At 54.7% G+C, this 19,066-nt stretch carries 12 protein-coding genes and 9 pseudogenes; 1 reads left to right on the top strand and 20 read right to left on the bottom strand.

Translation table 11 applies throughout. The features are described 5' to 3' along the window. Positions 1-42: 42 nt before the first annotated feature. The 5 genes and pseudogenes from IC803_RS18285 to spoIIID all read right to left on the bottom strand — a co-directional run bounded on the left by IC803_RS18285 (position 43) and on the right by spoIIID (position 3,698). The gene (locus IC803_RS18285; RefSeq protein WP_223811998.1) at positions 43-198 is read right to left on the bottom strand and encodes a DNA-directed RNA polymerase subunit beta; all 156 of its coding nucleotides are present in this window, start codon (positions 196-198) and stop codon (positions 43-45) included. Between the two features lie 198 nt (positions 199-396). After that, positions 397-1,216, bottom strand: a pseudogene (locus IC803_RS18010) (flagellar hook-basal body protein). Between the two features lie 20 nt (positions 1,217-1,236). Next, positions 1,237-2,061: pseudogene (locus IC803_RS18005) on the bottom strand (flagellar hook-basal body protein). A gap of 269 nt (positions 2,062-2,330) precedes the next feature. Next, a pseudogene (locus IC803_RS18000) lies at positions 2,331-3,330 on the bottom strand (rod shape-determining protein). Between the two features lie 104 nt (positions 3,331-3,434). Continuing rightward, positions 3,435-3,698, bottom strand: a complete 264-nt coding sequence (gene spoIIID, locus IC803_RS17995) for a sporulation transcriptional regulator SpoIIID (RefSeq protein ID WP_008880665.1) — start codon at positions 3,696-3,698, stop codon at positions 3,435-3,437. Positions 3,699-4,006: 308 nt separating this feature from the next. On the opposite strand from spoIIID, the pseudogene IC803_RS17990 reads away from it, so the two are divergent. Further along, positions 4,007-4,514 (top strand): annotated as a pseudogene (locus IC803_RS17990) (BsuPI-related putative proteinase inhibitor). 333 nt (positions 4,515-4,847) lie between these two features. Here the strand turns inward: IC803_RS17990 and IC803_RS17985 are convergent. The 15 genes and pseudogenes from IC803_RS17985 to IC803_RS17920 form a co-directional block, all read right to left on the bottom strand. Further along, positions 4,848-5,380: pseudogene (locus IC803_RS17985) on the bottom strand (chromate transporter). Continuing rightward, a pseudogene (locus IC803_RS17980) lies at positions 5,377-5,956 on the bottom strand (chromate transporter). The pseudogenes IC803_RS17985 and IC803_RS17980 overlap by 4 nt, the downstream one beginning before the upstream one ends. Before the next feature lie 25 nt (positions 5,957-5,981). Then, positions 5,982-7,584: pseudogene (locus IC803_RS17975) on the bottom strand (gamma-glutamyltransferase family protein). 12 nt (positions 7,585-7,596) lie between these two features. After that, positions 7,597-7,881, bottom strand: a complete 285-nt coding sequence (locus tag IC803_RS18440) for an oligopeptide/dipeptide ABC transporter ATP-binding protein (protein WP_305040858.1) — start codon at positions 7,879-7,881, stop codon at positions 7,597-7,599. After that, positions 7,766-8,503: an ATP-binding cassette domain-containing protein gene (locus tag IC803_RS17970; RefSeq protein WP_305040857.1), complete on the bottom strand. Its 738-nt coding sequence runs from the start codon at positions 8,501-8,503 to the stop codon at positions 7,766-7,768. The genes IC803_RS18440 and IC803_RS17970 overlap by 116 nt, the downstream gene beginning before the upstream one ends. After that, positions 8,454-9,548, bottom strand: a complete 1,095-nt coding sequence (locus tag IC803_RS17965) for an ABC transporter ATP-binding protein (protein ID WP_190304235.1) — start codon at positions 9,546-9,548, stop codon at positions 8,454-8,456. The genes IC803_RS17970 and IC803_RS17965 overlap by 50 nt, the downstream gene beginning before the upstream one ends. Before the next feature lie 8 nt (positions 9,549-9,556). Next, positions 9,557-11,115 (bottom strand): annotated as a pseudogene (locus IC803_RS17960) (glutathione ABC transporter substrate-binding protein). 27 nt (positions 11,116-11,142) lie between these two features. Continuing rightward, a complete protein-coding gene (locus IC803_RS17955) occupies positions 11,143-12,045 on the bottom strand; it encodes an ABC transporter permease (RefSeq protein ID WP_081207848.1) in 903 nt (300 codons plus the stop codon). A 26-nt stretch (positions 12,046-12,071) separates the two neighbouring features. Then, the gene (locus IC803_RS17950; RefSeq protein WP_370543810.1) at positions 12,072-12,935 is read right to left on the bottom strand and encodes an ABC transporter permease; all 864 of its coding nucleotides are present in this window, start codon (positions 12,933-12,935) and stop codon (positions 12,072-12,074) included. A 309-nt stretch (positions 12,936-13,244) separates the two neighbouring features. Continuing rightward, positions 13,245-13,694 carry an Lrp/AsnC family transcriptional regulator gene (locus tag IC803_RS17945; RefSeq protein WP_063167213.1) on the bottom strand — a complete coding sequence of 150 codons (450 nt, stop codon included), beginning with the start codon at positions 13,692-13,694 and terminating at the stop codon, positions 13,245-13,247. A gap of 173 nt (positions 13,695-13,867) precedes the next feature. Then, complete coding sequence (locus IC803_RS17940; RefSeq protein WP_081207849.1) at positions 13,868-14,761, bottom strand: stage II sporulation protein SpoIIQ; 894 nt, start codon at positions 14,759-14,761, stop codon at positions 13,868-13,870. 129 nt (positions 14,762-14,890) lie between these two features. Continuing rightward, positions 14,891-15,917: pseudogene (gene spoIID, locus IC803_RS17935) on the bottom strand (stage II sporulation protein D). Positions 15,918-16,340: 423 nt separating this feature from the next. Further along, positions 16,341-17,645 (bottom strand): UDP-N-acetylglucosamine 1-carboxyvinyltransferase, encoded by a 1,305-nt coding sequence (gene murA, locus IC803_RS17930; RefSeq protein WP_063167210.1) that lies wholly within the window; start codon positions 17,643-17,645, stop codon positions 16,341-16,343. Between the two features lie 31 nt (positions 17,646-17,676). Beyond that, positions 17,677-18,417: a YwmB family TATA-box binding protein gene (locus tag IC803_RS17925; RefSeq protein ID WP_190304234.1), complete on the bottom strand. Its 741-nt coding sequence runs from the start codon at positions 18,415-18,417 to the stop codon at positions 17,677-17,679. 359 nt (positions 18,418-18,776) lie between these two features. Continuing rightward, a complete protein-coding gene (locus tag IC803_RS17920) occupies positions 18,777-19,016 on the bottom strand; it encodes a DUF1146 family protein (RefSeq protein ID WP_081207852.1) in 240 nt (79 codons plus the stop codon). Positions 19,017-19,066: the final 50 nt, after the last annotated feature.

Below are 19,066 nucleotides of genomic sequence, written 5' to 3'. Positions count from 1 at the left end.
CAAGAATGCGGTCCACAAGCAAAAATGTAGCTCGATGGCTTTCTATGTCCCTTTTTCCACCACGTCAATGATGTGCTGCCACGTGGACGGGCGGAACACGTCCAGCCACCGTCCGTCGCCGATGGCGCTGTAGCCGACGACGCGCCCGCCGCAAGGCAGATCGCCATGAGAACGGTGACGATCACGAGCCGAAGCCAAATCGGGATGAGCCGCGTGCGCACGAAGCGGCGCTTGCTCTCTGTCGGTTCAGCTTCAGATGGCGGTTCGTTCGCTTCCGTCGGCTGCTCGTTATGCAAGGCAGCGGCTTCGCCGCTATCGGGCGAGCGGGCGGCGGAATGTTGTTCTCGCTTTTTCGCCGCGCGATGCGAGAGAGCGGTTCGTTTTTCGTTTCATTGCTCATGTGGATCGCAAGTTGTTAATGAGCCCGAGCATTTGTTCGGAAATGGAATGGCGCGGGCGTTCAGCTGATAGGCGCGGCTCGTTGTCATCAAACCGGTGAGTTCTTCACCGAGGTCCACGTTCGACTGTTCGAGCGCCCCTTGTTTCATGGCGATTCGGCCGCGCCCGTTGCCGTTCAGCTCCTCAGCGGCGCCCGGAACGGCGGGAAGAGTGAAGATGTTGTCGCCGAACGCTTCAAGGAGCTGCGGGCGGCGGATCACCGTGACGCCCAGGTTGACGCGGGCGACGACCGCCCGTTGGCATCGGTGGCCGTCAACGTCCCGGTCGGGGACAGCTGGAAGCCGGTTGCCTCGGCAGGCAGCTCGATCGGCGCGTTCGCTTCATCCAGCACCGGGCGGCCGTCGCTTGTCACGAGGGCGAGCCGGCCTCCTATGGGCGTCAATGAAAAGTTGCCGGCGCGCGTGTAGCCGATTGTTGCGGCGCCGTTGGCGTCGGTGACTCGAACGCGAAACCATTGGTTGGCGGCGGTGAAGGCGAAATCGAGCGCGCGGCCGGTCTCTGTAAGCGGCCCTTGGGCGGTGACGAGCATCGTTGACGCGAGGCCCGCCCCGTTGCCGTAGCGCACGCCCGCCGGCGTCTGTCGGGGCGCTTCGTCGTGCGGCAGGCGGTCGACTTGCTGGGTCAACAGCTCGGCGAAGCTCGCTTCGCGCCGTTTAAACCCTGTCGTGTTGCTGTTGGCGATGTTATGGCTTAGTGTATCGAGACGCTGCTGCAATGCGTTCATCGTGTTGGCAGCGGTGTGCATCGAGCGGAGCACGGGCTTGTCCCCTTTCGTCATCATTTCAGGCGGCCGACTTCGTTGACGGCCTTGTCTAAACTGCGGTCGTACGCTTGGACGATTTTTGGTTCGCTTCAAAGGCGCGGTAGGCGGCGAGCAAGTCGGTCATCGTCCGCTCGATGTCGACGTTGGACCGTTCGATGAAGCGCTGTTTGACCGTATACGTCACATCACCCGGCGCCTGCGGCAACGGCCCAGCCGTGCTGCGGAACAAGCCGTTCCCTTCTTTCACTAGCGTTTTCGGATTGGCGGCGAATACGACGCCTAAGCGGGCGGTCGCGCTGTTTTCCGCCGCAATCGTCCCGTCATCGCGGACGGTGAACGTTTCGCTCGGGATGGCGATGCGTTCGCCGTTGTCATCCAGCACATACCAGCCGTCTTGCGTCGTCAAATAGCCGTCCGGGTTCAAGGTGAAATGGCCGTTTCGTGTATAGCGGATCTCCCTTGGCCGTTTTCGACGGCAAAAGAGCGCGCCGCTCCCCGCTTGCCGGGTCGACCGGGACTTGTCCATCGACTAGGGCGACATCGGTGGAGAGCCCGGTTTCTTTCATATCCCCTTGGCGGAAGTTCGGGATGAGCTCTTGCACATATACACCGGTGTTGAGCGGCCCGATCGCCGTTTGCGCCGGGATGGCGCGCGGCGGGGCGGTTGGGATCGGCTTGTCCTCGAGCCGGTGCATCAACAGTTCCGGAAACGCTCTCGTTGTTCCTGCGTCGGCTTTGTACCCTGGCGTCTCGGCGTTTGCCAGATTGTTGGTGAGCCAATCGACGCGCCGTTGTTGCGCCAGCATGCCGCTCGCGGCCGTATACAGCCCCCTTAACATGACAATCACCTCGCTTGTCCATCATTAGTTGCCATAGATCCGTTTCATGCAAGAACCGATCCCCTTTCGTTCGGGCGATCGGTTTTCCATTCCTCCGTGCTTGAAGGCGCAGGAATAGACGAGATTGCCCAAAGCCGCAGCCCTCTTGAGGCAACAGCGGATGTCTCTTTCCATTATAAGCGGGCGGAAGCGAGCGCCGCATCCCCGCCTTTCCTTTTTTGATGCAGAGACGAGGCGCAGCTCTTTCGGCTGCCGCTCGCGGCAAATGGTTAGACGAACTGCGTTTTCGGCGCGCGATCGATGTTCTCAAGCATCAACCCCGTGCCAATGGCGACGCAGTCCATCGGATTTTCGGCGATAAACACCGGCAGCTTGAGCTCTTCGGCTAACAGCATGTCGATGCCATGCAGCAGCGCGCCGCCGCCCGTTAAAATGACGCCGCGGTCGATAATGTCCGCCGACAGTTCTGGCGGCGTGCGCTCCAGCACGCTTTTGGCGGCTTGTACAATTAAAGACACCGGCTCGCGAAGCGCCCGTTCGATTTCTTCTGAACGAACGGTGATCGTGCGCGGCAGCCCGGTGACGAGATCGCGGCCGCGGACGTCGATTTCTTCGGCCCGTGCGCCTGGGAATACCGTTGCGACTTTGATTTTAATTTCCTCGGCCGTTCGCTCTCCGATGAGCAGCTTATATTCGCGCTTAATGTAATGTAAGATTTCCATGTCGAACTTGTCCCCAGCCATTTTAATGGAAGAGGCGGTGACAATGTCCCCATCGAGAGAACTGCGACATCGGTTGTGCCACCGCCAATATCGACGACCATGTTTCCGCACGGCTGGAAAATGTCCATTCCGGCGCCAATGGCTGCGACTTTCGGCTCTTCCTCTAAGTACACTTTTTGCCGCCGCTTTTTTCCGCTGCCTCTTTGATCGCTTTCCGTTCGACGGACGTCGTGTTCGTCGGGCAACAAATTAAAATGCGCGGTTTGGCGAAAAAGCCTTTTAGGTCGAGCTTGCTTAAGAAATGCTTGAGCATCGCTTCCGTAATGTCAAAATCCGCGATGACGCCGTCTTTAAGCGGCCGAATGGCAACAATATTCCCAGGGGTACGTCCGACCATTCGTCGTGCTTCTTCGCCGACTGCGAGCACTTTGTTCGTATTTTTATCGATCGCCACGACGGACGGCTCATTGAGCACAATGCCTTTGCCTTTGACGAAAATGAGGACGTTCGCCGTGCCTAGGTCAATGCCGATATCTCGTGAAAACATACCTTGCTCCTCCTTGCCTCTGCCCTGAAATCATTCCTAATTGGTTATTTTACCATATTCCGCAGCCGGAATGATACTGCTAACGGCAGATGGCAAGGAAAAAGTTAGTTGTTTTTCACCGCTTGTTTTTTGTACTTTTTCTTCGTCGCTTCGCCGCCGCGCAAATGGCGGATCGATTTATGGTAATCGAGAATTTGTTTTACTTCTTGGGCCAGCTCCGGATTGATTTCCGGCAGCCGCTCGGTCAAGTCTTTATGCACGGTGCTTTTCGATACGCCAAACTCTTTCGCGATGACGCGAACGGTTTTCCTCGTCTCCACGATATACTTGCCAATCTTGATCGTACGCTCTTTGATGTAATCGTGCACACCACTCGCCCTCCCTAAGTTGGATGTGAGAAGTGAGAAGTGTGAAATGAGACTCGTCTTGCCACTGATGAGCGCCGCTTTCGCTGGATGTCTTGGAAGCGTCCTCGTCGCGTCGCTTGCCGGTTGTGAACGATCCCCACCTCAACCACTCTCATTGCTGTTCAATTTGTAACATTTTATTAGACAAATCGGGCATATATACCAGAAATATCAAGGCGGACAACGGTTTTTCACAATTTTTTCACGGTTTGTAACGAGAGGAAAACGGGAAACGACTATAATAGAAAGAGACAAAAGGAGGGTCCGATATGGGCAAAGGAAAAGCGATCGGCATCGCCGCCGTGCTGGCTGGGGTGGCGGCGGCGAGCGCGTTGTTTATGTATACAAACGGCAACGGGCAACCGCAGGCAAAGGATGACTTGCTTGGCCCCGCCCCGGCGGGCAAACCGGCGCACGCGGACGGAAAAGGAATTATCGCCGGGACGCTTGAGCCGTCGTTGACGTACAAAAAAGAAAATGGCGCCTACGTGTTTACCTTCACGGTGAAAAACCAAACCGAACGCGTGCAGACGGTGACGTTCACGAGCTCGAAACAGTATGACTACATTTTGTACCGCGACGGCAAAAGGTGAAGCAGTTCAGCGAAGGGAAGATGTTTGCGCAAATTTACGAAGAGCGGACGTTAAAACAAGGCGAAGAGCTGTCCTTTCAGGAGACGTTCCGCGACTTAGCGCCCGGGACGTACACGCTTGAGTGGTGGCTCGCCGACAAAACTGGCCGAACGCCCGGGCGAGCGTGACGTTTACCGTGGAATAGACAACGTGTCTGTATCGCCGGCACGTGTTTTCTTTGCGCCGGCGCACGTTCGGGGTTCTGTCTTGTTGCCAGCTGGTGAGTTAGCGGGCGTAACGTTTCTTCTAATGCGGTGAGGCATCCGTTTCGAACACTTATGCATCACGATATGTTGTATCTTGCTTGAAGACGGATAGCCTTTTGGGGGCATCGTGCCATTTCTCCAACTAAGAAACCGCTTGAACGCTATGCATTCTCTTACTTAAGGACGATCGGCTGTTTTTATCGTTCTTTTGAGAACAGAAAAACGAGGCTTCACATGCGTGAAACCTCGCTTCGTTATGGCGGACTCATAGTCTAGGACAAGAAGACAGCCCCGTACACAAGCGCCAAGGCGATGACGTACGCCGGGTGGATGCGCCATTTGCCGAGCAACAGAAAAGCGCTGGCGGCGGCGAGAAACACCGTTTGGCCGAACCCGGTTCCTTCGTATGACTCGCGGAAAAAGTCGATCGCCATGATCCCCAGCATGACAGCGACGGCCGGGCGGATGTAGGCGGTGAGCCGCTTTACTTGCGGCGCGTCTTTCCATTTGTACAAGAGCTGCAAGAGCGCGAGCAGCAAAATGAGCGACGGGGCGACGCTCGCAAACACGGCGACAGCGGCGCCGAGGAGGCCGGCTTGTTCGTAGCCGATATATCCAGCCATTTTCGTCGCGATCGGGCCGGGAAGTGAGTTGCCGATCGCCAGCACTTCACTGAATTCATTGACCGTCATCCATTGGTACCGGTCGACGACTTCGTGCTCGACGAGCGGGATCGAGGCCGGGCCGCCGCCATAGCCGAGAATGCCGGGCCAAAAAAGGCGAGAAACAAATGCCAGTAAATCATGACGACACCTTCCTTTCACCGCGCTCGTTTCCGTTCGCCGCTTCCGGTTTTCCCCGCCCGACAAACGCCGCCACAAGCAACAGGGCGACGACAAGCGCCGGATGAAGCCCGAGCCACCACAAGGCGGCAAAGCAAGCGGCAAGAAGCAAGGCTGTGGGCCAGATGCCGAGGGCGGCGCGCGCCTGTTTGGCGAACTGCCACGTCATCTCGGCAAGCATGACCGCGACAACAGGGACGACCGCTTTCGTCATCCCGGCGACCCACGGCGTGTCCTTGAACGATGACAGCACCGCCAACAGCACGATCATCAGCACCACCGTCGGGGCAGTCGTCGCTAAGACGGCGTTCAAAAGCCCAAACGCACCGCCAACGCGGTAGCCGATATAGCCGGCGAGCTTCGTCGCGATCGGGCCGGGCAAGGCGTTGGCGATGGCCAAAATCTCGGCGAATTCTTCGTCCGTCATCCAGCGGTATTTTGTCACCACTTCGGCGCGCACGAGCGGGATCGAGGACGGACCGCCCCGTACCCGAGCATGCCGACGCGAAAAAGGCGAGAAACAAATGCCATTGATTCATCGTTGTCATTCCTTTATCGCTAGTTTCACCAAGCGGCGACCGCTCCATCCGTGCGCGGCTCCGTCCCAGCAGCGAGCACGCCGGTGTGAGGATCGCGCCAAATGATTTGCCCGCGGCCGAACGGGCCGCCGTCTAACGCCACACGGATGTCATGCCCTTTGCGGGCGAGCGCTTCAGCGATATGGCGCGGGAAGTGGGGCTCGACGAGCACCGTTTTCCCTTCCATCCACTGCCAACGGGGCGCATCAAGCGCCGCTTGCGGATTCAAAGCGAAATCGATCGTGTTCATGATCACTTGCATATGCCCTTGCGGCTGCATGAACCCGCCCATGACGCCAAACGGGCCGATCGGTGTGCCGCCTTTCGTCAAAAAGCCGGGAATGATCGTATGGTACGGCTTTTTCCTTGGGGCGAGCGCGTTCGGATGGCCGTCATCAAAGGCGAAGTTATGGCCGCGGTTGTGCAAGGCGATCCCCGTGCCTGGCACTACGAGGCCGGACCCGAAGCCCATATAGTTGCTTTGGATGAACGACACCATATTGCCTTCGCCGTCAGCGGCAGCCAAATAGACCGTTCCGCCTTTTGGCGGCGTTCCCGGCTCCGGGGTGAGCGCTTCGGCGCCGATTTGCGCCCGGCGCATGGCCGCAAACGATTCGGATAACAGCTCATCGACGCGGTAGTCCATATAGCGGCGGTCGGCGATATACGCTTTCCCGTCAGCAAAGGCAAGCTTCATCGCCTCGATTTGCCGGTGGCATGTCTCAACGTCCGGAATGCTTGGCACGTCAAACCCGTTCATGATGTTTAACGCCAGTAAGGCGACAAGTCCTTGGCCGTTCGGCGGGATTTCCCATACGTCATAGCCGCGGTAGGAAACGGAAATCGGTTCAACCCATTCCGGTTCATACTCGGCGAGATCCTCGAGCGTCAAAAACCGTCGTATTGCTTCGAGAAGGCGGCGATTTTTTCCGCCAGCTCGCCGCGATAAAAGCTTTCCGCTTCTGTCTCCGCAATCGAACGAAGCGTCGCCGCATGGTCCGGAGACGCCCACACTTCCCCGATCCTCGGCGCGCGGCCGCCCGGCGCAAACGTCGCAAACCAGGCGGCAAATTCCGGCCCGTGAAGCGCTTCTTTGTACACCCGGTAGGCGTTCGCCCAGTACTTTCCGAGCACGGGCGATACCGGGTAGCCGTTTTCAGCATAAGCGATCGCCGGTGCGAGCGTGTCCGCAAGCGGCAGGCGGCCGAAGCGCTTCGACAGCGCCGCCCATGCCGCCGGCGCTCCCGGGACCGTCACCGGGGCGAAGCCGTATTTCGGCATTTCTGTATAGCCGCGCTCTTTTAGCGCGTCAAGCGAAAGCAAAGCCGGCGCATAGCCGCTCGCGTTTAATCCGTACAATTTCCCGCTCGTCCAGACGAGGGCGAACGCATCGCCGCCGATGCCGTTCGATGTCGGCTCAACGACCGTCAGACAAGCCGCGGCGGCGACCGCCGCATCGATGGCGTTGCCGCCTTTTTTCAGCACCTCAAGCCCGCTTGCGCCGCGAGCGGCTGCGATGTCGCAACAACGCCGTTTTTGGCGAACACCGTCATTCGCTGCGATGGGTATGGATGGTATAAGTAGTCCATGGCAACCCCTCCTCACTTCACTTCATGGCAAGCAACAAAATGACCCGGAGCCGCTTCTTTCCACTCCGGCCGTTCTTGTTTGCATCGTTCGGTCGCCACCGGGCAGCGCGTATGGAACGGGCAGCCTTTCGGCGGATTGGCTGGGTTCGGCAAGTCGCCTTCAAGACGGATACGCTCCCGCCTAGCGCCCGGCTTCGGCCGCGGAATGGCGGACAATAACGCCTTTGTATACGGGTGCAGCGGATTGGCGTACAATTCCCGCGACGGTGCGAGCTCGACGGCATGGCCTAAATACATGACGAGCACCCGGTTGCAAAAATGGCGCACGACCCCCTAAATCGTGGGAGATGAATAAATACGTCAGCTCATGTTTTTCTTGAATGTCTTTTAGTAGCTTAATGATTTGTGCTTGGACAGATACGTCCAGCGCGGAGACGGCCTCATCGCAAATGACAAGCGATGGATTCAAGGCAATCGCCCGGGCGATGCCAATCCGCTGCCGCTGCCCGCCGCTGAATTCATGCGGATAGCGGTCGTAATGTTCCGGACGGAGTCCAACTTCTTGGAGCAGCTGCAACACGCGCTCCTCGCGCTCGGCCTTTGTCATGTCCGTATGGATGACAAACGCTTCCTCGAGCGCGTGGCCGATGCGTTGACGGGGGTTCAGCGAGGCGTACGGATCTTGGAATACCATCTGCATTTCTTTTTTCCACCGTTTGCGCTGCCGTTCCGGCAAGCGGCTGATTTCTTCGCCTTGGAAAAGGATCGATCCGCCCGTTGCTTCTTCTAAACCAAGAATCGTCCGGCCGAGGGTCGATTTTCCACAGCCCGATTCGCCGACGATGCCGATGCTCTCTCCGGCAAACACGTCAAGGGAAACGTTCTCGACCGCTTTTACGTAGCCTTGGACGCGCCGCAACAGTCCTCCCTGATCGGGTAATACTTTTCACGCTTTCCAACTTAAGAAGTGGCTGCTTTGACTCGCTCATCGTTGTGGACCCCTCTTCTAACCAGCAGCGGACGGAATGGCTGGCGCGGATCGTTCTCTCCGGCGGCGGTGCCGTCCGGCATTGATCAGTCGCAAACGGGCAGCGCGGGTGGAACCGGCAGCCGTCAATTTGTTCGTTTAAACTCGGCAGCGTGCCTGGAATCGGTTCGAGTGAATACTCTTCGTCATCAACGCTCGGCACGGATTGCAGCAGCCCTTTTGTATACGGGTGGCGCGGATTGGCGAAAATGCTTTCGACATCGCCTTCCTCCACTTTCTCCCCGGCGTACATGACCATCACCCGGTCGGCCATTTCGGCGACAACCCCCATATCGTGGGTGATTAAAATGACGGCCATGTTCAATTTTTGCTTTAGCTCGTTCATCAAGTCGAGAATTTGCGCCTGAATCGTCACATCAAGGGCCGTCGTCGGCTCATCGGCGATGAGCAGGCTCGGATGGCAGGCAAGCGCCATAGCGATCATGACGCGCTGCCTCATCCCGCCGCTTAGCTCATGCGGGTATTGTTTCATCCGCTTTTCCGGAAACGGAATGCCAACTTGCTTGAGCAGCTCAATGCCTCGCTCGTGCGCTTCCTGTTTCGACAACTTTTGATGGAGCATGAGCGGTTCGCGAAGTTGATAACCGATCGTGAAAACCGGGTTAAGCGCCGTCATCGGCTCTTGAAAAATCATCGACATTTCGTTTCCGCGAATGCGGCGCAACTCCTCTTTCGACAGTTTCGTCAAATCGCGGCCGGCAAACTCAATCGACCCGCTCTCTACCGCACCGTTGCTCGGAAGCAAGCCCATGATCGACAGCGAGGTGATGCTTTTCCCACACCCTGATTCGCCGACAATGCAAAGCGTCTCCCCTTTGCGGACGGAAAAAGAAACCCCCCGCACAGCGGAAAGTTTCCCTTCCGCTGTGCTGAAGGTCGTGACAAGGTTCTCGACACGCAACAATGTCTCAGTCATGCTATCCCCTACTCTCTATGAACGTGATAGAGCGACCATTGTCCTGTCGGATCGATCTCCAATCCTTTCACCGATTGATCGACGGCCGCCGTGACAACGCCATGGTTCATCACGACAACAGCTGCGTCTTTCAACAAGAATTCGTTCGCTTCTTTTAATTTTTGCTTACGCACTGCCGGATCAATCGCCATTCTCGATTCTTCCACCAGTTTGTCGAAGGCCGGGTTGTTGTAGAATATACGGTTCGTTGCCCCTGCATTCTTTGAATGGAAGTTCGGGTAAAACAGCTCGCTGCCATCAGCCGTGCTGTTTGTCCAACCGAGGAATGTAATATCGTATTTCCCTTGTTTTGTCGCATCAAGGAACGTTCCCCATTCCATCGATTCAATTTCGGCGTTAAGGCCGACTTCTTTCAATTGGGCTTGGACGATCTCCGCCATTTTCATATAGCTTGCCGTGTTGGCGACAAGTATTTTCACAGTCGTCCCTTTATAGCCATTCTCTTCAATAAGCTGTTTTGCTTTTTCCGGATCGTAGCTGTAAGCGACGTTTTCCGACGACTCGTCATAGCCGAACACTTTCGGGCCGATGACGCTGTTTGATTTCACGCCGAGGCCTTTTAACTGTTGGATGTATTCCTCTTTGTTGATCGCATACGAAACGGCTTGGCGGAAGGCGAGTTCATTCATTGGTTTCTTTTTCATGTTAAACCCTAAATAGTAGACCGGTGTGCCTTCTTTTTGATGAACTGAACATTTTTCATCGCTTCAATGCGAGAAAGCTGTTCAGCCGGTACGCTGTCGATAAACTGCACATCACCAGTTTGCAGCATCGAAATGGCGGTCGTCACTTCCGGAACGACTTTGAACGTCACTTTCTCTAATTTCGGCGCTCCTTGCCAATAATCGTCATTTTTCTCTAACGTCACATGATCGCCTGGCACCCATTCGACAAATTTAAACGGGCCGGTGCCAACTGGCTGTTTCATTAAATCTTGTTTTTGATCGGCCGTCGGGCTGACGATTGAGGCGTTCGTATGCGACAGGGCAGCAAGCATCGGACCATACGGATATTTTGTTTTGATCACAACGGTATAGTCGTCTTTCACTTCGACCGATTCAACCGGCTCAAGCAGCGAAGCCCGCGGTGCTGCTGTTTTCGGGTCTCGCAGTTTATCAAACGTATATTTGACTGCTTCGGCGTTAAAATCGGTGCCGTCGTGGAACTTAATGCCTTGTTTCAGTTTGATGACCCATGTTTTGTCATCCGGATTTTCATACGATTCCGCCAAATGCGGCTTGATTTCCATCGTCTCCGGGTCGCGGACGAACAACGTTTCATATACTTGCTCGATGACTGCCGACGAAACAGAGTCGTTCGTTAAAATTGGCGAAAGGCCAACCACATCGGATGTCGTCGCATATGTCAGCTCCTGAGCGACGTTTCCTTTTCCTTGCGAACCGGATGATGCATGATTGGAGGCTGATTTGCCTCCGCACCCGGCCAATGCCGTAGAAACAGCGAGCACGAGAGCAAGCAACAGGTAAGACCAATACTTCGTTTTCACTCGTTTTCCCCCCAAATGATAAGTTGATTAATTGATCTCCATATTCGGATCAAGCGCATCGCGCAGCCCGTCGCCAACGACGTTAAAAGCAAAGACGACAAGCATAATGGCGATGCCCGGGACGATCGTCATGTGCGGCGATGTCCACATAAACGCCTGTCCGGCGGCGATCATCGCCCCCCACTCCGGCGTCGGCGGCTGGGCGCCCAACCCTAAATAGCTGAGCGAGGCGGTCGATAAAATGGCGGTGGCCATGCGCATCGTCGCAAAAACGATAATCGGCGCCAGGCAGTTTGGCAAAATATGTTTGATGATGATGCGGGCGTTGCTGGCCCCGAGCGCTTTCATCGCCAAAATGTACTCGCGGTTTTTCACCGACAAGACGCTGCCGCGGACGATGCGGGCACATGTCGGGATCGACCAAATGCTAATGGCGATCGCTACATTGATTAGACCTGTGCCTAAAATCGCGATGATGAGCATCGCAAGCAAAATGCCCGGGAACGCAAACAGCAAATCGACAATTCGCATGATCAGTCCATCAAGCTTTTTGTAATACCCCGCCAACAACCCGAGCGCCACCCCGCCGATCAGCCCCAAGCTGACGGAAACGATGCCGACAACGAGAGAAATGCGGGCGCCATATACGATGCGGCTCCAAATGTCCCGCCCGTAGTTATCGGTTCCAAGCCAGTGGCCGTCGGAAAAAGCGGGCAGTTCGGCAGCTGCCAAGTTTTGCTTCACCGGGTCATGGGTGGCCAGCCACGGGGCAAAGATGGCCATCAGCACTTGAATGGCGATAATGAGAAGCCCTACGACCGCTAATCGGTTTTTCAGCAGCCGCTTGATCGTGGTGACATACATTTTTTCCTTTTTGCGCCCAAGGCCGGCTGTCGCATGGCCTGTGTTCACCGCTGCACCGGTTTCCATCGGTTTTCCCCCTCTCTATCCTTTATTTAATCGTAGCTGATGCGCGGATCAATAAACGTATAGATGATGTCAACAATCAAGTTGACTAAGACAAACAACGTAGCGACAAGCAAGACAGAACCTTGCACCATCGGGAAATCCCTAGCGGCGATGGCCTGCACCATCAGACGGCCGACACCGTTAATGGCGAAAACTTGCTCGGTAATGATCGTGCCGCCGAGCAAAAAGCCAAAGTTCAAGCCGATGACGGTGATGACCGGAATCATTGCATTGCGCAAGGCGTGCACCCAAATGACCGTCCGTTCCCGCAACCCTTTCGCCCGCGCCGTCCGGATAAAGTCGGCCCGGATGACCTCAAGCATGGATGAGCGGCTCATCCTCGCGATCATCGCCGCCGATCCGGTCCCGAGCGTAATAGCCGGCAGCACGAGCTGCTTCAATCCTTCTGCCGTATAAAACGGGGCATCCAACCCACCGACTGGCAGCAACTGCAAGTTGACGGCAAAGATTAAAATGAGCACAGTGCCAAGCCAAAAGTTCGGGATCGAAATCCCCGCCAAGGCAAAAACGGTGCTGGAAACATCAAACCATGAATTTTGCCGGATGGCGGAGATAATGCCGGCCACCACGCCGATGATCACGGCGACAATAATGCTGGCGATAGCGAGTTTCAGCGTGTTCGGAAACCTCGTTGCGATCGCGTCCCACACCGGCTGTTTCGTCTGATATGAGTACCCGAGATCACCGTGAAGCAGCCCGTTCATGTAACGGCCATACTGAACGAGAAACGGGTCGTTGAGCCCTAAATCGTCGCGGATGGCGTCAATGTCTGCTTGCGACGCGGTCGGGCCGGCAATGATCGCTGCCGGGTCTCCTGGAGCGATGTACATGCTCGTAAACACGAGAAACGAGATACCGATGAGCAACAAGACAAGCTGAAAAATCTTCTGACAATCATTCCTGCCACCCTGTTCACCCCTTTTCTGTTGTTGGTATAAAAGAGAATTTTATATACATTTGTTAATGAAAATTGAATGATTGTTTAACAAAGTTAATTTCTATTTCGTTTTTTATGATTATATAGGAATTCGAATCATTTTTCTACTTAATTCTCTAAAAAAAATGAATTTTTTTAGTTAAACAAAAAAACGCCCTTTTACAGGGCGTTGGACAATGCTTTCTCGTTCCGCTTCAGCCGGCTATAACTTCAACCCCGTCCGGCTTTTGAAGCGGCGCAGCAAAATATGGCTTTCCACTCTCGTAATGCCTTCGAGCGCGTATAGCTCGTTGTTGATGAATTTCTCGAGGGCGGTGAAGTCTTCGACAAGCACGTGCATGTGGAGCGTGCTCGGGCCGGTCATTTGGTAGCAACTCGCCACATTCGGATTCTCCGCCAGCTTTTGCGCCACTTCGACCAAATACGCCGGCTCGCAGTCGACCTCGAAAAACGCCGACACTTGTTTGCCGAACTTCTCCGAGTTGATGACGACAGTAAATTTTTCGATAATGCCATGCTTGACGAGCTGGTTCACCCGTTCGCGGACGGCGACGCGGGAGAGATTCAGTCGTTTGCCGATGTCGACATACGACATGCGGCCATCTTCAATCAACATTTCAAGAATTTTGCGGTCGATCTCATCGATTTTCATTTGCTAGTCACCCCGCCTCACACCCGTTTTCTATCATTATATCGGCTCACGCGGCGCATTGGAAACCACTTTTTCTTTCACCTTCAATAAAATGGAAAAAGCCCGCTGTTTGCCTTGGCAAACGGACGGGCCTTTTTCCTGTCGTTCGTTCCCTCCATGAAGCGCTTTGTTCGTTACGCTCTCGCCATGCCGATCGAGGCATCTGGCGTTTTGTAGGAAGACGTGTCTTGATTTTGGTCTTGGCTGTTGTTGCTTGGCGCCGTTGTGTTGTCATCAGCCGGCGTTTGTTCAGTTTCGTTCGCCGGATGGTCTTCGGTCGGCGCTGTTTCGTCGCTTGGCGTCGTTTCCTTCTCTTCGCTTACGTTGGTATGATTGGTTCCTGCGTCATCTCCCGCTTTGTCGGTCAATGCGGTCAATGGTTTGTCGACATAGTCGATCGGATTCACCGGCTTGCCGTCTTTGCGAATTTCAAAGTGGACGTGGATGCCGGCTTCTTTGTTAAATTCGCTTTGCCCCGCCTTGCCGATCACTTCGCCTTGTTTCACCGTATCGCCTGCTTCCACTTTCACATCAGCCAGCGATTGATAGACGGTCGTGACCCCTTGTTCATGGTTGATTTCCACAACGTAGCCTAAAATCGGGTCTTTTTCCGCTTTCGTCACCGTGCCGCTTAACGATGCAGTGACGTCAAACGTTTTGCCGTCCTGGCGCACAAGGTCGATGCCTTGGTTCGGATGGTACGTATGATCATAAAAGACGAGGGCTGCTTCCTGTTCTTGTTCCGATGCGTTTTCGTCATAGAACGGGGTTTTCACTTGCACCGCGTTCGGATCGAGCACAGGCATCGCAATGTTTTCGACCGTTTCATTGACCGGGATCGCTGGGTTTTCTTGCTGGGCGGTGCCGTTTTTCGCTACGTCGTTTTCGCCCGCGTTCTCCTGTTTGCCCGCTTGGAACCAAAGCGCGCCGGCGACAATCAATGCCGCACAAGATAGATAAATAGCCGGAAATACCCAACGTTTGCGAAAGAAACGCTTCAGCGACGGTTGTTTTTGTTCCTCTCTCATGTTCATCACCTCAGCAACCATTTTGAACAGAAAGAGGCAAAGATATACACGCCGCACACAATTTTTTTTTGCTTATTTTTTGCCGTTCCGCCTCGTTTTATGCAAAAAAAAATCGGAGCGGACGCTCCGTTATTTTTTCACTGTCAACTTGTTCAAAAAGCGGTCGCTGAGGAGATGCGGACGCCGCGGTAATAATGTTTGACGATGTCGGCGTACGTTTTCCCTTCTTTCGCCATAAAGTTGGCGCCATATTGGCTCATGCCGACACCATGTCCGTAACCTTTTGTCGTGATGATGATTTCATCGCCTTTGCGCACCCATGTAAAGTCAGTTGACGGCAAGCCGAGCCGTTCACGCACCTCGCGGCCGGTGAGTGTCTTGCCGCCGACTTTCACCTCACCGACACGGCGGCCGGGCGTACGCGATAAAATAACGCCGACCGAACCGTCAGCAGACAGCTCCACCCCAAGACGACGCTCAAATTCCGCCACCGTCATCGTTTTTCGCTGGTAAAACTTTGGTGATTGTTTGTCCCATGGGCTGGCGACGCTTTTTAAATACGGAAACTCGTTTTGCCAATATGCCTCTGAGTTTTCGGTATAACCATTGCTTGTTGAAAAAAAGAGCGCTTCGATCGGTTCGTTGTGATACGTTAAAATTTGTCCGCGCGTATCAAGAACCGCTTTCGTAATTTTTTTCATTTTCCAGTCGTAGTCGCTTCCCCATAACTTTCGCAACTCCTCATCGCTGTAATACACTTGATGTGTCACCGTATCCGTCACGTTTGCGCCTTCCGGCAGGCGAAACGGCTGGTTGGCGAGCAGCTGTTTGACGATGTACGTTCTTGCCGTCAGCGCTTGTGCCTTTAACGCCTCCAATTCAAACTCAGCCGGCATTTCCGCCGCCACAACGCCAATGACATATTGCTCGAGGGGTATTTTTTCGACGCGCTGCTCTTTGCTTCGGTAGACCGCCACCTCAACGGACGGCCCTTCGGCTGCCTGCGAACGTTGGATTTGTTCTTGCTTGTGCAGTTGTTCCGCCAATTTGGCCACCTTCCCGTCGTAAAAGGTAAAACGAGTGCCGCCGGAATGACGAGAATGGCGACAAACAGGCATAGTGCGAGTACGATGACTGGTTTCAGTCGTTTCACCATAGCCGAGCCCCCAATATGCATTTTTCAAGCACAAGCGGACATCACGAATCAATGCCTGCATGGCTTCGGTTCGTTACTATAGTTATGGGCTCGGACAAGTATATATGACAGTTTTCTTTCGTGTTTCATCCCGTCTTTAGAAGGCCGGTGAAAAACGGCTGTCGCGAGCAAATCAGCGGCATTTCGTAAAAAAAAGAAAGCTGGTTCCACATGGTTTTTCGAATCAAGAAACAGCCGGGACTAGCGGTATTTTATGCTAAATCACCAACCCTTTAGAGGGGGTGCTCTTGCAGCGGAAAGCGGAAGGCTGTACTCTCCTCTCGGCAACGTGGGAGCTGACGTTCACCAGCCAGTGGGGGCGCAGACGAGGATAAAAAAACGACCATTCCCTACCAACGGTAGTTCACGGTCGTTTTTTCGCCATTATCCGTTCCATTCGATCGCTTCAACTTGGTCGAGTTGTTCCGTTTCTTCGCGGACGCGTTCAATGTCGGCCCCAAGCGCAGCCAATTTTTCATGGAAGCGGACATAGCCGCGGTCAAGATGGCGCAACTCAGTCACGCGCGTATAGCCGTCCGCTGCGAGGCCGGCCAAAATCAAAGCGGCAGCGGCGCGCAAATCGGTGGCCGCCACTTCGGCGCCTTGCAGCTGGCACGGGCCGTTAATAATGACGGAGCGCCCTTCAATTTTAATATCCGCGTTCATCCGGCGGAATTCTTCCACATGCATGAAGCGATTTTCAAATACCGTCTCGGTGATCATGCTTGTGCCTTCGGCTTTTAACAAGAGAGCCATCATTTGCGATTGCATGTCGGTCGGAAACCCCGGGTATGGCATCGTTTTGATGTCGACTGCTTTCAACGTTTCCGGTCCGATGACACGCACGCCGTTTTCCTCTTCAATGACCGTCACACCCATTTCTTCCAACTTGGCAATGAGCGAGCTCAAATGTTCGGGAACCGCTCCTTGCACGAGGACATTGCCGCCGGTGATGGCTGCTGCGACCATAAACGTGCCGGCTTCGATGCGGTCCGGGATGACCGTATGCGCCGTGCCGACAAGCTCGTCGACCCCTTCGATGCGGATCGTTCCGGTGCCGGCGCCGCGTATTTTCGCGCCCATCGCGTTCAAAAAGTTCGCCAAATCAACGATTTCCGGCTCTTTGGCGCAGTTTTCAATCACGGTCGTGCCTTCAGCGAGCACAGCCGCCATCATAATATTTTCTGTCGCTCCGACGCTCGGGAAGTCCAAATACACTTTCGCGCCGCGGAGACGGCCGTTCACTTCTGCATCTATAAAGCCGTTGCCGACTTTCACGGAGGCGCCCATCGCTTCAAAGCCTTTTAAATGTTGATCAATCGGGCGCGAACCAATGGCGCAACCGCCCGGCAGCGCAACGCGGGCCCGGCCGTTGCGCGCCAACAGCGGCCCCATCACGAGCACGGAAGCGCGCATTTTCCGGACGTACTCAAACGGCGCTTCCACCGTTAACGGACCGGTGGCATCGACCATCACGGCATTGCCGGCGATGCGCACATCGGCGCCTAAATAGCGGAGCACTTCACTGATTGTATATACATCGGAAAGAGCAGGCACATCATGAATCGTACTTGTTCCTTTAGTCGCTAATAAGGTGGCAGCGATGACGGGCAAAACGGCATTTTTTGCGCCTTCCACTTTGACGGTGCCGCTCAACCGGTTTCCGCCACGGACGATGATCTTTTCCAAGGTATTCCCCTCCGCGTCCAATTTCTCTATATTAATATTCAATGGTAATGATTGGGGTTCCAACAACGACGCGCGTCTTGCCGCCCAATCTTTCTCTCAAGGCGAGTTGAATGTTGATCGGCTGGTGATTGGCGGCCGGGAGAACGTTCTTCCACTGCCCAGTATATGCAGACAGGGAGACGAATGACTCTTCCCGCAACCACTCGACAGGCGTCGCTTGAAAGTCTCGCAGCAACTGAGAGGCTTGGTCGAACAAACCACCTTTCATATTATCATTGAACTCGCCTTCAATACAAGCATAAAATGTAGGATCGTTCACAAATAATCCGTTCGTCTTTGTCTGGATGTGTTGTGCTGCTTCTTTCCACCTAGGTTGGCTCCATGTTGGGCCGGTTGCTTCATAGAGGATATACGTTTGCGGCGTCCCGTTTGTGACGGTCATCACGAGCTGAATTTCTTCTTGAAAGAAGGGGTGTTCGTTTGTGCCGATCGCTTTTTGCCAATGACTCGTTTTGTCGAACGACCAGCGAAACGAACGATACGTTTGTTTCAATTCGGCCATTTTTTTGAAAAAGTCCGTATCATTTTGAACATCCTGGGTATACTCTCTTGTGTAAATGACCCAGCGGCCGAGCGAAGCACCGTGCTTTGTTAATGTGTGCGCCATCGTTTCCAACGGTCTCGACCATTCGTCTCCCCGCGCGCCTTCCGTCCGATAGTGCCATGCGGCCAAAAACAGGCTCGTGAGCACAAGCGCCGTCAGCCATTTCATCCGGTTTTTGTCATCTTTCTCATCTCCGTTCCCTTCCTCTCCTTAGTTGTTATTGTTGCCACCAGACAAGGGAACATACGTCAAAAAAATCGACAACGAGGTATTTTTGAAATCGTTTTCATGTATAAAAAAAAAGCGAGCAGGCAACGCTGCTCACTCGGGCAAAAGGCGTCCATGGCCGGGCGCATGGTGGAAGGAGGATGGAAGGCCGAGCGTCAAAATGTGTCGACCGTCGATCGCGGGCATCAGTGGTCAAGACCGCCAGCGGGGCAGAAGCATCACCGAGCGAGAGAGGGATGGGGCGATGCCGCTCCGCCCCCGCTTGAATGTGCTTGCTTCCTTTGGCGCGCCTCATCCCCCTACTCGCGGAACAAGTACGGCAAATCGGTCGACCACGCCCAATAGTCAAGGAAAAAGTTCGCGACGGTCGAACCGATGGCAATCGTGAGCAAAATGTACAAAAGCCACCCTTGGACGACGCGGTTCGGCTTCAGCAATACATCAATCCGCACGGCTTGCAGCGTCCACCATGTCACGGCGATAAACGCCAAATGAACGATAATGGAAATTAACGCGTGTTGGCCAACGATCGGCATCATCCTCATCCTCACCTCTTTCCTGCAAACTTCATGGATCGTCCGCCTCCCCC

The organism is Geobacillus sp. 46C-IIa (assembly GCF_014679505.1).
GTDB lineage: Bacteria > Bacillota > Bacilli > Bacillales > Anoxybacillaceae > Geobacillus.
The sequence above is the reverse complement of the archived record's forward strand: the minus strand, read 5'-3'. Positions and strand labels throughout refer to the sequence as shown.